This is a genomic window from Flammeovirga sp. MY04, assembly GCF_001682195.2.
In the GTDB taxonomy this organism is placed as follows: Bacteria; Bacteroidota; Bacteroidia; order Cytophagales; family Flammeovirgaceae; genus Flammeovirga; species Flammeovirga yaeyamensis.
Genome location: NZ_CP003561.2, coordinates 158,194 through 172,163, shown reverse-complemented (window position 1 = coordinate 172,163; position 13,970 = coordinate 158,194). Strand labels below are relative to the sequence as shown.

Here is a 13,970-nt window from a genome sequence, read left to right as displayed (position 1 = left end):
TTTGCTCACGATTTTAATCCAGATTCCTTACTTAATATTTTATTGTTTAAATAAAAGTGAGCAAGTTATTCTTAGTAGGAAAGGTGAATTTTACTAGAATTCAATTACTAGTACTTACCAACTTGTTTGTCAGGGTTAAAATTGCTAACTATGTGTTTTTTCAATTTAATAATACAAAAAAGACTAACCAGAATGAAAACCAATTTTTTAGTATCTTTTATTTTTTTTCTTTTTCTAGGAGTGTTTTCTAACCTTGTCTCTGCTCAGAGTATCAATACAACAAGAACGAAATTCCATGACTTATTTTGCGACTCTTTTGAAATGCTTATTTTTGATAGGGAAGAGATCAGAGATGATTTTTCGTTTGGTATAGGTGAGGAGCTTGTCATTAACGTTAATAATTTAGATGGTTTTTCTTTAAACCAGGGAATGCATCACCTTGCGTACAAACTGACTTATACACAAACATTGGAAGAAGGACTAAAGTCAGTTCATGAATTCAGTGAGCTTGATTTCAAATTCCCTCCTCAAGGGGATGACTTTACTATTTTTGCAGCTATGGTCTTTGACCATTGATTTAAAGAAGGAAAAGACTATACGGCTAAGATTCACTTTTTTGATAAAAATCAGCCTTCAAAGTATTTTGATATTCATTTTAAGTTCAAGATCGATGCAAAATATAATTTACCTAAACTAGAGACTACTTCTTGTTCATTGGGTATGGATTATCTTGCTACTTATTTTTCTACTGAAGGAAAGCTCCCAGCCAATACTAATGTTTTTCAGTATGATAAGGAAGGTCCTTTTGATATAAAGTATTATGTGGAAACTATTAGTAATAAAACTCCAGAACTTAATGCTACAGCAAACATTTACTTGGTTTATTATGGGAATGGGGCTAGTCAGTATAGTAGGAATTTTACAACTTTTCCAATTGGTAGAGGAATTCAACTTAACAATTTTCAAAGCAATATGAGTGCATCTTATAAAATAGGAAATACAAGTTTCAGAGCCATAGGAAAAGGAGCTTATGCTATTCTCACGGTTGTTAATCAACCTTCGTTAGATAAAAAATTAATGCTTATTGATAATTTCTATGTAACTGATGAAGAATGGATTTGCAATAACATTCAGTTTAAGGATAATAAAAGAAAGCATGTCAATTTAAGAGAAAATGCCGAACCGACACTCTTTGGTAGAAGACATGACTATGAATTTCTAAGATATTTGCAATTTTACCTTGCTACTTTGATTGAAGATACTGATTATATCACTAATGAGAAAGTAAGTCTTCACTACACAATTGATGAAAAAGGAGATGTAACTGATATAGAAGTCAAAAATTGTTCTACACCTTGGATAGCGAAACAGCTTCAAAAAATTGCTTATGGGTGCCCTAAGTTTACACCAAAAATGGTAGATGGTGTCCCACAAGCAAGTAGACATGAATTAGTCGTTCCGGTTAGTATGGATTATGAGTAGTTTGTGTGATGATATGAAAATTCAATCTATTTAAAATTGAATGATTAAATTTTTATTACTTCATTAGAACTCTTGATTTTTCTCATTTTCGTGAATAATGATTTATATAGCTTAAGGGGAGATATGCACATGCAAAGAATCGCTTGTTCTTTTAAATTATCCCTTAGAAGATTAATAATTGCATAATAATAAAAGGATAAGAGGATTGGGTTTTGCTCAATTCTCTTATCCTTTTTTTGAGTTTCAAATCCTTTCGCGTTTGCTCACGATTTTAATTCATTTTCCTCATCGAAAATCATTTCCTAACCGACGGGTGAGATCTCTTTGTTAAAGTTGGTAATAAACACGATTTTGTTGTTGACTTGGGCCAAACCTTAGGAAAAAGATGATACTATCTATTAAGCAAACTAAAAACCCCAAAAAAGCCATATTGACATTTTCTGGGTCTTTTCTATATAATAACAAACGATAGAAGTCTTGTAGTCGGTGAGTTATATTTTAACAAAACTTCCAAATAATCTCTATCCCAGGGCATGTTAAATCAGATTCTCAACATCTCCACATCATCATAAGCATAACACTCCCCTTTAGGTGCTTTAGTCACCTTCCAATGAATTTTATCTTCTGATACTTTAATAATTTTCGCCTCTCCCCAAGTATTAGAATAGCCTGATCTAAATTTAAAAGTGACTTCATTATTCTTTTGAAACTCTTTATTGTTGAACTCAAATGAATAATCGTCTCCAAAAAAACAGTCGATTCTACCTTGACTGGTGTAACAATATTGCCCGAGAATCTTATTATCCTTTTTAATTAATGAAACTTGGAAAGAATTGTTATCCAAAGGCTTAAAGGAAGATTTATTTTGAGCAGCAGAAGCTGTCCAATATGTTTTTACCTTGTTTTCATTTTTAAATTGCCCAACAAAGTCCAATGCATTTTTATCACATGGAAATATAAAATCAGATAAGTTCTTTTGTAAAGTAAATTTATCTTCTTCTATTGAAAATATTTTACGATGTAGGACAATTTCTGTAGGTATATTATTCGCCTTTTTATACTCATAATCGATCGTCATATATTGATCCTCACTAAGAATTACACCTTCTCGGTAAATAATATTTTGGTCATCATAATTTGAGAATATTGCTAAAGTATCCTTGTCTAAAATTTCACCTTGACTATTAGACAACACGAGCATGTAATAGAAATCTACATTTTGTTTTCCAGTTTTGTCCAAAGGCATTTCACCAAACCCAATTAATTCGACTACTCTATCTTTAGAGACAGGTGTATATCCTTGATAAACTATTGTATTTTGAGAATAATTACCTGAGGTATAACTTTCTTCATCAAAAGAATTAAATCTCAAACTTAACTTTTTAATAAGAGAATTTCTTTTATTTAAATCTTCCGAGTTTGTCAAAGAGTATGTTTTTGAAGGAGCATTACTAATAAATCCTTTCCCAAACTCTCCCATTCTAAATGGTACCTCTAACTTTATTGTTGGGTCTCCTTGTATAAACCCAGTATAATTATCACTTTCTATTTTCGATAGTTTTTCCTCACAAGAAGAAAAGAAAAATGTGGTGATAAGTGATAAGATGATTAGTTTGAATTTCATTTTTAAGTCAGATTATATTTGTAATAATATTGTATAGATATTTGTCAAAATCGTATTTGATTCTACATATTATTCAACTTAACAATACCTATTCCTTGTAAAGTTGAAATAGGTATTGTATTGAGTGCTTATCTAAAAGTATGTTATTTTTTAATAAATATATTCTTCCTCTACAAAAGCCATATCATCAATAACCCAATTATCATTTTCCTTATGATATAGAAAATGAATCATGTGCTTTTCGTATGGATCGATAAAATGACTAGGTATTGATAAAATAGCATTATTGTCGTCAATAAAAGATATTAGCTCACGATGAACATTTGTTATAGAATCTTCATTGATTAACTTTTTATTTGGATACTTGGTATACGATGTACCATCATTAAGATACTTTTCAATACCTTTTCCTTTTAAATCCAATTTATTATAAGTCAAATAATAATCATAAAACTTATTTTGATAATTAAATAAAGAGTAATATTCATCCCACGAATATTCATTAGCATACTTTACTTTGATATTGTTATTACGTGAATCAGCTAAGAAGTCTTCATCTATTTTTACTCCAACTTGTTTTATATCAATCAAATGTCCCTTTGAAGCAATCATATCATAGTCTCCTGTATAAAATCCTGATAGACTATCATTTTTGATCAAAGAAGCTAAATTTGTTGGCTTTTCGATCGATTTAGTTTGTTGAATAATTTTTTCTTTCAAATCAGCAGTAAAATAATTTGACTTTTGCAGAGAATCAACTAATCCTGAATTTAGATAATTTACTATTACTTGATTTGATTCTAAATCCCTATTTGAATTCCTAAATTTAAAGTCTTTAATCAACCACTTATTTAATGGTTCAAAATATACTATTCCGTGGTTTGCGTCACGATACCAACTATTAAAATTGATATGATTTTTTATTATTACTTCTTTATGTTCTAACTTTTTTTGATTATCAAAATGAGTACTGTCTGGCTTGAAGGTTGTGACATCATCAAGTTTAAGTTCATTCTTTTGTTGACTACATGACACACCTATTAATTGTGATAACATGACTAATAATAAAAATTTGTAAGTTTTCATTTGTTTAACGTTTTAATTCTACTGCACACCCTTTTTCAGTATTTGATTGTTGTAAATCTGATAATTCAAAGTGCCAAGTTTCTTTTACTCCTCCTGACCTTAATACGCCAAATTGAAGAGCTATTAAATCAATTATAGCGTCTTTTTTTGAAAGAAAAGATCGGCTATTTATATCCATTGCTTCACCTAGTGTATGTCTTGAAGGATTGAGACCAGCAGGTAGTGGCAAACATTTAGGTTCTTTACTGTAACCAGTAGAAGCAGGATCTGTTTTATTACTTCTCCCGAGATCCAGGCCTCTCACATATTCTTGAACCTTACCATAATCAACATTTATTTTATTTTTTTCTTGATCGTAAGTAAAGTGGCTTTTTTTAGCCCATGGTAGACCATTATTATCAACAACTTCTGTTTTATTAAACATTTCAAGTTGAAAAAAATTAATTAAATTACTCATTATCACTTGTTTATTTCTATCAGTCAATATTTGATACTGAACCGCAAATTTATGTGCCTGAAGAGGACTTCTTACTCCATCAGAAACAATCATATCACCTTTAAAAAGACCACATACTACCAGAAATTTATGGAAATTTCGCATTCTAATTTCCAATGTTGAGTTTAACTTCATACCATCACTTTCTATTTCTTTTGCAGGAATCTTAAATTCCACATTTAAACCACTTGATAATTGATCTAAATAAGAATCATCTTGTGCCGCTTTCTTTGCAAGTTCTAAAACTGCATCTTCATCTGAGTCCTCTTCAATACCCAAAGTTCTACGAAGCTCTAAAGTTTTTTCATAATAATCTTCTTTTGTTGTCTGCCCTTGATCTAAAAATTTAAATCTTGAAGTATCTCTTTGAATTCTACCAAAAGTTTTTAATGTGTAGTTAGATATTGTTTTATCTGTTTTACCTCCCTTTGTAATGTTTCCATCAGAAGTTATGTTGTTGTCCTTTTGAAAAGCAATAATAGCTTGGATAAATAATTCAGAACATATACCTTCTGTTAAGCTATCTTCCGGCACTTCATACTTAGATGATAATTTTTGTGCAATCAATTTCACATCTTCTTTGTAATTTTCTGCTATATTATTGCCATCATCATTACCAACATCTCCTTTCAAAGAAGATACAAATGAGCTACTAAGAACTTGATTTAATCTAGCTCTGTTTGCATAGATCTGAGGGAGATTACTAGAATATTCTCCTGATCCCGCAATTAATTTTTTTATAGTATCCCCACTAGGAGAAATAAATGCATCATCATCCAAATTATTTGCAGTTTGAAATTTCGTGATTTCACTCACAAATAAATCATCTACAATCCCTTTTGTTAATGTATTTTCCGACACATCATAATTTAACTGTTTAAGATGTATAGCTACTAAAATAACATCATCAGGGTTATTCGTTAATTCAGGTTTCCCTACATTTCCTCCCAATGAATAATTAAATGTTGATTTTAATAGCTCTTTATCAGATGAAATCTCTGTACTTGAATATGTATTTTCTATTTGTGTTGAAGTTGGTGTTATTATTTCTAACACTTTACTAATATCTAAGCTAGTTGTTGATTCATTTTGACCAACATCAGTATTCATGTTGTTTTCATAAAACTCCGAAATATCATTGACTCTTTGGTGCCATCCCTTTAAAAATTGTTCTTGGGAAGAATCATTATTGACTATTTCTGTATAATACTCTTTTCGTTTCTTCTGAATATTTTCAAACAATACTTTTGTAGGAAGACTATTTATAGCTTTTATGGTCTCTGAACCAAAAATTCCGTCAACATCTATTTCTATTTTATGATTTTGTTTTATGACTTCTTGAACAGCCCGAATACTTTTATAACCTGCGTTTACAAAGAAATCATAAATAGTATACCTTAAATGTGGGTCATCAATTTCGTCTGCCCTTAATGTATCCCAGAAGTTAGTTTTGTAAATTACAGCAGCTTGTTCATCTGTTAATGCTTTTAAGTTGTCCAAAGTTGGTTCTATTCCAAGGTCCTTTTTGGCAACTTCTTTAAAAAGGGCAAACGTTATTCCTTTATTAGTTGCCCCACCTTTATCGTCTTTATGATCGACAAAACCGCCTTCATGTTTTAAAACTTTTTGATGTATTTCATTAAAGGTTCCTTTGAATGAATTTTCTTTTATTTCGGGGGTTTTCTCTTCGACAGTTTTAGACGTATAAGAATTAAAAAATCTATCCCATAGAGATTTCTTTTTTTCAATTCCCAATCTTTTCATTTGGGCTTTTTCTTCTTTAGTTACAACTCCACTATTCATTAAGTCATATAAAAACTGTCTTAATTTGTCGCTGAAAGAAGATAAAGTTTGATCATCAGATTGAAGACACATTTCATATGCAATATCATCAGATTCTAAATCTATATATTGATCTTTTATGAAAGTATTAATTACCTCTATTACAAACTGATCATTGTAAGGAGCATATTCCAATAAACCACAAGCTAATTCTTTAATAGGTTCGTCTTCATATATTTTCAAGAAGCTAGCTAAGGACTCCTCATCTGTGCCTTTAGTAGATAAGCGCTCTATTCGGGCTTTTTCTCTCTCTCTTGCCTCTTGTTCTTTTTTTGCTTTTAAAGCTTCAGCTTGTCTCTTAGCAGTTATTGCTTCCCTTTTTTTATTGACTTGCTCTATTGTCAAGCTTCTTAGATTCTTATCAGATCTTCCACCTTTAGTAATCTGCCCATCTGCAGTAGATTCTAATACATTTTTCTGAAAATCAATAATAGCAGCAATAGTCTTGGTAAGTTTTTCTTGTTCAATAAGTAAATTGCTATTTACAACCAACTCTGTGTTGTAATCCGTTTCACTTAAAGAACCAAACTCTAATAATTTATTTTGAGCCCATAAGACATCATGTGCATAATTCATATTCACGATACCTTTTTCTTGTTGCTTCTTGGAAACTTTACCCGCTCCAACATTACTTTTTAATTCTGTAGATGAATCATGTATAGGTTTACCAATTAAGGATAAATCTAAATTTAAACCCTCTACTTTAAAAGTTGGCTTTAAAATACTACCATCCTTTTTAGCTATATCCCAAATTGTTGGGTTAAAGCTATTTAGCTCTAAAGGAGTTAAAATGTTTGGATCGAAATCCAATGAATAGTCGGCGAGTAGTTTTTTGTTAAGTTCTCGGTCTTTGTTAAAATAATCTGTATGTCGCATTATAGTTAGTTTTACATTCTTCTACCACTATGCACTGCTGAACGACCAAGACGTTGTTCCATAAGTGCAGCAGCAGGGGAATCATCAGTACAATACATAAATCTTGAATCTCTTTTGAAATATTCTTTTTGCATAATTGGTTCAAGCATTTCAAAAGTAATAGCTGTTACATTGTTGTAAAGTGCTTCAATAATAACTCCGGAGATGATATTCGAAATATTAGCACCTGTAAGTTGATACCCTGTACTAATTTTTTCAAGTACACCTTCATCGTAAGTAAAGCCTTCAGGTAATGCTTTCTCCCAAAGCTGTTGTCTTTCAGGTTGTTTGGGGAATGGAAATTCGATAATTGTGGAGATACGTCTAAGCATTGCTTTATCAAGATGAGAACGTATATCTTGAACATTTGTGGCTAAAATGACAATCCCTTCGAAACGTTCTAATCTTTGCAATAAATAAGACATTTCTTGATTAGAATACTTGTCTTTTGTCTCTTTTACCTCTTCTTGACGCTTAGTGAAAATAGAATCTGCTTCATCTATAAATAGAATACAATCTCTACCTTCTAGGCGACTGAAAACCCTCTCCATGGCCTTTTCAAAATCACCAACGTAGCGAGAAAGTACTCTCGAAAGATCTAGAGTATACGTAGGCAATTCAAACTCTTGTCCCAAACTAGTTGCTGTCAACGATTTACCTGTACCAGGAGAACCAGAAAAAACGATAATATGAGTAGTATTAATTTTTTTCTTTAGTTCTGGCCTAGTTTTTAGAACAGGTCTTACAGACATATATTTTTTAATATGATGTAGATCGTCTTTCGTCTGATCAGTATGTATAATATCATCAAAAGCCACTTTTGTGGTTAATAATCGAGCAGGAAAATCAGGTTCATGATCAAGCCTTGGTTTACTTCCTCCCATTAAATATTGTACATAATTTACTGACAAATGAATCCTTTGATTATATCTACCTTCACCACTATAATTTTCCTTTGAAAAAGTAATGATGCCATATTTTATTAAACAATAATTGTCTGAAGTATATTTTAATATGGCACTTTGTCGTTCTTCTTTTGGAAAAAATAGAGCTATAAAAGTCTTTAAATCAGGGAAAAACTTAGCTGTTTCACGATCGAGCTTTCCTCCAAAATGCTCTCTAGTTTCTGCTTCATTAAATCCCAAAACTAAAGGATGTAATACATTAGGTTGATACTCCCAAGCATACGCTAGTGCAATCAATTGTAAATCAAAAAAGTCTAAATCATATTCATTGATGAGTTGTGTTAAGTTACTTTCATCATTGAAATTGATTGGAATAATATCAAAGACATTTCTGTCTTCAGCTTTTTTGTAGATACTATATTCTAAAGCATCGACTAAATTCGATAAATCAACAGAATGAACAGTTGCTGTCGTAGAGTTAGTTTCTGTTATTGGCATAGTTAATTTAAGATTAAAAAAAATCGCTAACTAAAAAGTAATTCAAATAAAAAACGTCACAAGATAATGAAATTTCATTATCAAACTATTATTAATTGAATGATTTTTTGATTGTTACATTTAATGTTTCACCTAAAATACCTCTACCTCCTCTTGCTTAAAATATAAATCAATTTCTGGTACTAAATGATATGGATATTCCTCTCTATGCTGTCGCAAAGCTTCTTTCTCTAAAGGTCTCAACCTCTCCTTTTGAAGAATTTCACTTCCTTTCTCTAAGTATTTGATTAGTTTTTTACGACTTGGGTTCCACATAGTCGCACCTATTTTCACTGACAACATTCCATCTTTCCACCAATACTGATGTGGATAAAAACCAAAGTTTGATACTTTATGTCTATCAACAAATTGATTGTAAATATCATCTTTAAATTCATCACTCCCTTTAATAGGTTGAAAATAGAAATTGATCACAAACGCTTTGTGGACTCTTGGTTTTACAACAGTTGACCAATCATAATAGATATCTACAATATATCCATTATAGGTACCTGTTAAACCGACATATCGCTCTTTTTTTTCTACTCTAAAACCATCATTAATTAAACCTAAAAAACCGTTGCTATTAATGACAGAATAATGTCTTTTTTCTCCTAAGTAATCACCAACATAGCCGAAAATAAAAGATAGAGTTCCTAATATTAAGGTAAGAATACCGCTTATTAAGGCATTAGTAGTTTGAATGAATAATAGCAATCCCATTATTGCTGCTATACCAAAACTAACATAGAAATTGGTTTTAAATGATGATGACATTGTTCTTAGCTGGTTCTTTACTGAAAAAATAAGGATAAAATTAAGGGGGATTTATGACGGTTCCAAACAGCGGAATAATTATCCTAGGGTTGAAACCCTAGGGTGGTAATAATTGGTTTAGTGAACACTGAAGTGTTCTCTAAATTTATCGCAATACGGAATTTACGTTATGGTTACTCTCCCAAATCAAAAAAAGACTTTAGTCCTGATAATATAATTACCTCTAGCACCGGACTTCAGTCTAGTGATTATTTATTCACAATACTTCTTTAAATCCTCTTTAGCTTGTTCATGTTGCATGGTTGCCGCAATAAGTAAATACTCACATGTCTTTGCAGGCATCTTTAATTGATTGTAACAAAGAGACAACTGATAATAACATTTATCTTCTTCCTCATGTTCATCAATTGATTTTTGAAATTGCTCAATTGCCTCATCAAAAAGTCCCTGATGATAAAGGGCTATTCCATAATTATAATTTGATTTTCTGAAAGTAAATGGCTTATCATTGATTGTATTATACACTTGATAAGCTTCATCTAACTTATGTTGCTTCATATACATCAAGGCCAAAGCTTCAGAAACAGTTGAGTTACCGTTCCCATAATCAATAGATTTTTTTAAATAGAATTCAGCATTTTGATAGTCCTCTAGTCCCCAATAGGTATTCCCCAAAATACTAAGAGCATTCAAATTTTTGGGAGAAAGTTCTAAGCATGCTTTTAGATCTTCGATAGCTTTTGTAAATTCTCTTGATTTGAAGTAACAGGTCCCCCTTGACTCGAAACATTCAACCAGATTGTAATTATTATCAATGCATTTAGTATAATCTTTTATTGCTAAATCATAATTACCCATTTCACCGTAAGCATTACCTCTATTTTGAAATACAAGGATTTTAGTGGAATCTAATTCTATTGATCTATTGTAATTTTTCACAGCAACTTCTGAAAAACCATGTTGATTGTAAATATTACCTCTTAAATTATAGTATTCAGAATTGTTGTCGTCTAAACGAATTGCCTCTGTGATCAGTACTAATGATTTATCATTTTGACCTAATAAAAACCATTCACCAGATTTCAAACAATAATCCCAAGCCGTATTGGGTAAGATGAATATTAAAGGAATAGTTGCTAACCATCCTCCAAAAAATGCTCGTCCGGTTACAGGTAGTTTAAATGATTTTACCCAATGAAATAATTGATTATTTCTAACAGAATTTGTACTCAATAAAAAGATTAAAAAGAGTGTCCAATTAAAATAAAACGTTTGTTCTCCTTGAAAATATTCAAATTCTAAATTTTGAATACATATTAATAACATTATCAGTAATAAGTTTCTATCTCTTAAGTAAATCACTGACAAACAATACATAACTACAGTAGGCTTCCATAATAACAACAACCTCACTAAATTAAAACCTCTCTCATCATAAGAACTTGGGAATATTAAAATAGTCGATACGATACTTACACCTAGTATAATTAATCGACTATTCAATTTATTAGATTTGAAACGTATTAATAATTGAGAAAGCAACAACCAATGTAAAATTAATACATGGGTGAAAGAGGAAAAGATATTGTTGAGTGATAACGCTAAAAATTGTTTTAAAGAATTACTATTAAACATAGTAACGACAAGCGGAGGTTTTGAAAAAACAAACCCAATTAAATTTAATAGGAGAAATATTATTAAGCTTACATAAAAAGCAAAAAATACACGTCTTGGATTAATATTTAAGAAGCTTTTCCATCTTTTATTTTTCCAGAAAAAGAGGAAAAAGAAGGAAATGAAAATAATCACATTTAATATAAAACCCATGTTTACTATGTAATCTGTATAGATAAACAAGTAGTGATTCCATTCACTTTTCATCTCTAATCTATTTCCTACGATTAAGACTAAGAAAATAAAAATAAGATACCCGATAACACTCTTTAATTGTATCTTATCTACAACATATTTAAACCAATGCTGAGGGTCTTTATCTTCCGGAGAAAAATAGGGAAATAATTTTCTTGCATCTTTTACTTCCTCCCCCGGAAATGGATGCTTTACACTGAGCCCTCTTTTTAATAACATATCAAAAGCAGACATCACAGCATCCTTATGATATTTATCTTTGTTTTCTATTCGCCTTAATAAATTTGAGTCAGGTAAATCGCGGAAGATTTCGTAATAAGATTTCATTGGTCGTTTGCTGAATTTAGTTTGAATGTAAAAATAGGGCTTTTTTATGTAAAAGCCGGTGATCAATATGCTTAACGAAGTATACCCTTTAAGGTATACTTATTTGACTACAAAATTAAATTATACCCGATAAGGTATAAAAATAAAATACTAAAATAATATTATACCCAAAAAGGTATATTTAAATAATTATTTACTATTTTCATACCCGATAAGGTATAAAATCATGAATAATTTAAGTCAATTCGTTAAAGGAAGAAGAAAAGCTTTGGGGTTAACTCAAGAAGATCTTTCATTCAAAGCAGGTGTAGGGTTAAGGTTCGTTAGAGAACTTGAACAAGGAAAAAGAAGTTTAAGAATGGATAAAGTAAATCAGATTCTAACATTATTCGGTCATGAATTAGGTCCGGTACAAACAGTAAGAAATGAAGAGAGCTAAAGTATATATGCATGACAGGTTATCGGGAATACTTACAGAAGATGAAAATGGATTCCATTTTAAATATGATTTAGCATACTTGGAATTAAAGGACGCCGAACCAATTAGCTTAACACTGCCTTTGGAAGAAAAAGAATTTGAAAGTAAAGTCATGTTCCCATTTTTTGATGGTTTGATTCCAGAAGGATGGTTATTGGATATCGTTAAAAAAAATTGGAAGCTAGACCCTAGAGACAGAATGGAAATTTTACTAAAAACATGCCAAGATTGTATTGGTGCTGTAGCAATAGAAGAAATTTAGATTCATGAAAAACAAGTGCTTATACTGTTATAAAGAAATAAATACTGAAGAGTTAAAAACACCTGCTGGACAGACAGGGTATCATCCAAAATGTAGCAAAAAGTTTTTTGGTAAACCTTCTCCTCCATTGATTGATTTTAGTGAAGATCAAATAGTACAGTTGGCGGAACAAGTAGTCAAGAGCCAGAAAACAGTTACTGGTGTCCAACCAAAACTTTCACTTGGATTAAGCACTGATGTTAGTTCACCAGAAAGATTTACAATAGTGGGTTTATGGGGGGAATATATTCTTAAACCTCAAACCGAATTATTCGACAACCTACCTGAAATTGAAGATGTTACCATGCATTTAGCTGAGATCAGCAAGATCAAAACAGTTCAACATTCATTGATAAGACTTCAATCGGGACAACTTGCCTACATCACTAAAAGAATTGACTGCAACAAAGGAAAAAAACTGCATATGGAAGATATGTGTCAGTTAACAGAACGACTTACTGAATACAAATACAAAGGGTCTCATGAACAAATTGTAAAGGTCATTAAGAAACATACAGCCAACCCAGGGTTAAATGTAACAGATTATTACGAAATGGTACTTTTCTGTTTTCTCACCGGAAATAACGATATGCATTTGAAAAATTTCTCTTTAATAAAAAGAAATGGTAACTACGATTTGTGTCCCGCTTATGATATGGTTGCTTCGGAATTAGTGGTGGAAGGAGATGATGAAGAGCTTGCATTAAATCTAAATGGAAAAAAGAAAAAACTAAATCGTAAGGATTTTGAAACTGCAATGGCAGGAGCTGATATGTCCTCTAAAGTCATAGAAAATATTTTTGAAAAGTATAAAAAATTGCTTCCAAAATGGTATAAATTCATCCAAGAAAGTTTTTTACCTGAAGCAATGAAAGAAGAGTATATTGTTATGATTCAACGAAAAGCTATTCAGATTGAATTATAAAATAAAAATCTCTTTTTCTTTTACCACTAAAAGTTAAAACATACTGCTTACCTTATACATCTTTAAACTACAACCCACCCCAAACACTACTATAACCAACAACAATACTCACCCTATTATCTCCACAGTAGCAAAAATCACAATAAACACAAAATCAAACACTTAAACACTTAAACATACCACTGTAGCATAAATGTAGCACCCCCTATAGCACCCTTATAGCACTACTACATTGTTAAGTTTCATTTACAAACATAGTAACATTGCGATTATCGTTGGCCTAAATAAATCAACTATGCCGACACGACCGAATAACAAGATTCCGGACGACAAGGAATCTATTTTAAGATTAATAGAGGTACGCAAAAAGGAGATTGACGTACTCAGGAAGTTACATGAAAAACTA

Annotated in this window: 11 protein-coding genes; 5 read left to right on the top strand and 6 right to left on the bottom strand. The window is 31.0% G+C overall.

The window, feature by feature from the left end; all coding sequences use genetic code 11:
• Nucleotides 1-192 precede the first annotated feature (192 nt).
• Together MY04_RS20865 and MY04_RS20860 are read left to right on the top strand one after the other, a co-directional pair.
• Nucleotides 193-576, top strand: a complete 384-nt coding sequence (locus MY04_RS20865; protein ID WP_066213798.1) for a hypothetical protein — start codon at nt 193-195, stop codon at nt 574-576.
• Nucleotides 577-720: 144 nt separating this feature from the next.
• Nucleotides 721-1,482 carry a hypothetical protein gene (locus tag MY04_RS20860; RefSeq protein WP_066213795.1) on the top strand — a complete coding sequence of 254 codons (762 nt, stop codon included), beginning with the start codon at nt 721-723 and terminating at the stop codon, nt 1,480-1,482.
• Nucleotides 1,483-2,023: 541 nt separating this feature from the next.
• Here MY04_RS20860 and MY04_RS20855 read toward each other — a convergent pair.
• The 6 genes from MY04_RS20855 to MY04_RS20830 form a co-directional block, all read right to left on the bottom strand.
• The gene (locus tag MY04_RS20855) at nt 2,024-3,106 is read right to left on the bottom strand and encodes a hypothetical protein (RefSeq protein ID WP_066213791.1); all 1,083 of its coding nucleotides are present in this window, start codon (nt 3,104-3,106) and stop codon (nt 2,024-2,026) included.
• A 150-nt stretch (nt 3,107-3,256) separates the two neighbouring features.
• A complete protein-coding gene (locus tag MY04_RS20850) occupies nt 3,257-4,192 on the bottom strand; it encodes a hypothetical protein (RefSeq protein WP_066213790.1) in 936 nt (311 codons plus the stop codon).
• 4 nt (nt 4,193-4,196) lie between these two features.
• On the bottom strand, nt 4,197-7,406 hold the full coding sequence (locus MY04_RS20845) for a glycoside hydrolase family 108 protein (protein ID WP_066213787.1): 3,210 nt from the start codon (nt 7,404-7,406) through the stop codon (nt 4,197-4,199).
• Nucleotides 7,407-7,417: 11 nt separating this feature from the next.
• Nucleotides 7,418-8,848 (bottom strand): ATP-binding protein, encoded by a 1,431-nt coding sequence (locus MY04_RS20840; protein ID WP_066213785.1) that lies wholly within the window; start codon nt 8,846-8,848, stop codon nt 7,418-7,420.
• 132 nt (nt 8,849-8,980) lie between these two features.
• Nucleotides 8,981-9,664, bottom strand: coding sequence for a hypothetical protein (locus MY04_RS20835; RefSeq protein ID WP_066213783.1), 684 nt, complete (start codon nt 9,662-9,664; stop codon nt 8,981-8,983).
• A 252-nt stretch (nt 9,665-9,916) separates the two neighbouring features.
• Complete coding sequence (locus MY04_RS20830; protein WP_066213780.1) at nt 9,917-11,860, bottom strand: tetratricopeptide repeat protein; 1,944 nt, start codon at nt 11,858-11,860, stop codon at nt 9,917-9,919.
• A gap of 226 nt (nt 11,861-12,086) precedes the next feature.
• Between MY04_RS20830 and MY04_RS20825 the strand changes: the two genes are divergently transcribed.
• From MY04_RS20825 to MY04_RS20815, 3 genes are read left to right on the top strand one after another with little or no spacing between them, the layout of a single operon-like run.
• Nucleotides 12,087-12,299, top strand: a complete 213-nt coding sequence (locus MY04_RS20825) for a helix-turn-helix transcriptional regulator (protein WP_066213778.1) — start codon at nt 12,087-12,089, stop codon at nt 12,297-12,299.
• 7 nt (nt 12,300-12,306) lie between these two features.
• Nucleotides 12,307-12,600: a HipA N-terminal domain-containing protein gene (locus MY04_RS20820; RefSeq protein ID WP_205960546.1), complete on the top strand. Its 294-nt coding sequence runs from the start codon at nt 12,307-12,309 to the stop codon at nt 12,598-12,600.
• Nucleotides 12,601-12,604: 4 nt separating this feature from the next.
• Nucleotides 12,605-13,564, top strand: coding sequence for a HipA domain-containing protein (locus MY04_RS20815; RefSeq protein WP_066213770.1), 960 nt, complete (start codon nt 12,605-12,607; stop codon nt 13,562-13,564).
• Nucleotides 13,565-13,970 lie beyond the last annotated feature (406 nt).

What these genes read in the sequence shown, in the direction of transcription:
- MY04_RS20815 (WP_066213770.1), top strand. Translation starts at nt 12,605, where the DNA reads ATGAAAAACAAGTGCTTATACTGTTATAAAGAAATAAATACTGAAGAG.
- MY04_RS20850 (WP_066213790.1), bottom strand. Translation starts at nt 4,192, where the DNA reads ATGAAAACTTACAAATTTTTATTATTAGTCATGTTATCACAATTAATA.
- MY04_RS20845 (WP_066213787.1), bottom strand. Translation starts at nt 7,406, where the DNA reads ATGCGACATACAGATTATTTTAACAAAGACCGAGAACTTAACAAAAAA.
- MY04_RS20830 (WP_066213780.1), bottom strand. Translation starts at nt 11,860, where the DNA reads ATGAAATCTTATTACGAAATCTTCCGCGATTTACCTGACTCAAATTTA.
- MY04_RS20855 (WP_066213791.1), bottom strand. Translation starts at nt 3,106, where the DNA reads ATGAAATTCAAACTAATCATCTTATCACTTATCACCACATTTTTCTTT.
- MY04_RS20840 (WP_066213785.1), bottom strand. Translation starts at nt 8,848, where the DNA reads ATGCCAATAACAGAAACTAACTCTACGACAGCAACTGTTCATTCTGTT.
- MY04_RS20820 (WP_205960546.1), top strand. Translation starts at nt 12,307, where the DNA reads ATGCATGACAGGTTATCGGGAATACTTACAGAAGATGAAAATGGATTC.
- MY04_RS20860 (WP_066213795.1), top strand. Translation starts at nt 721, where the DNA reads ATGGATTATCTTGCTACTTATTTTTCTACTGAAGGAAAGCTCCCAGCC.
- MY04_RS20825 (WP_066213778.1), top strand. Translation starts at nt 12,087, where the DNA reads ATGAATAATTTAAGTCAATTCGTTAAAGGAAGAAGAAAAGCTTTGGGG.
- MY04_RS20835 (WP_066213783.1), bottom strand. Translation starts at nt 9,664, where the DNA reads ATGTCATCATCATTTAAAACCAATTTCTATGTTAGTTTTGGTATAGCA.
- MY04_RS20865 (WP_066213798.1), top strand. Translation starts at nt 193, where the DNA reads ATGAAAACCAATTTTTTAGTATCTTTTATTTTTTTTCTTTTTCTAGGA.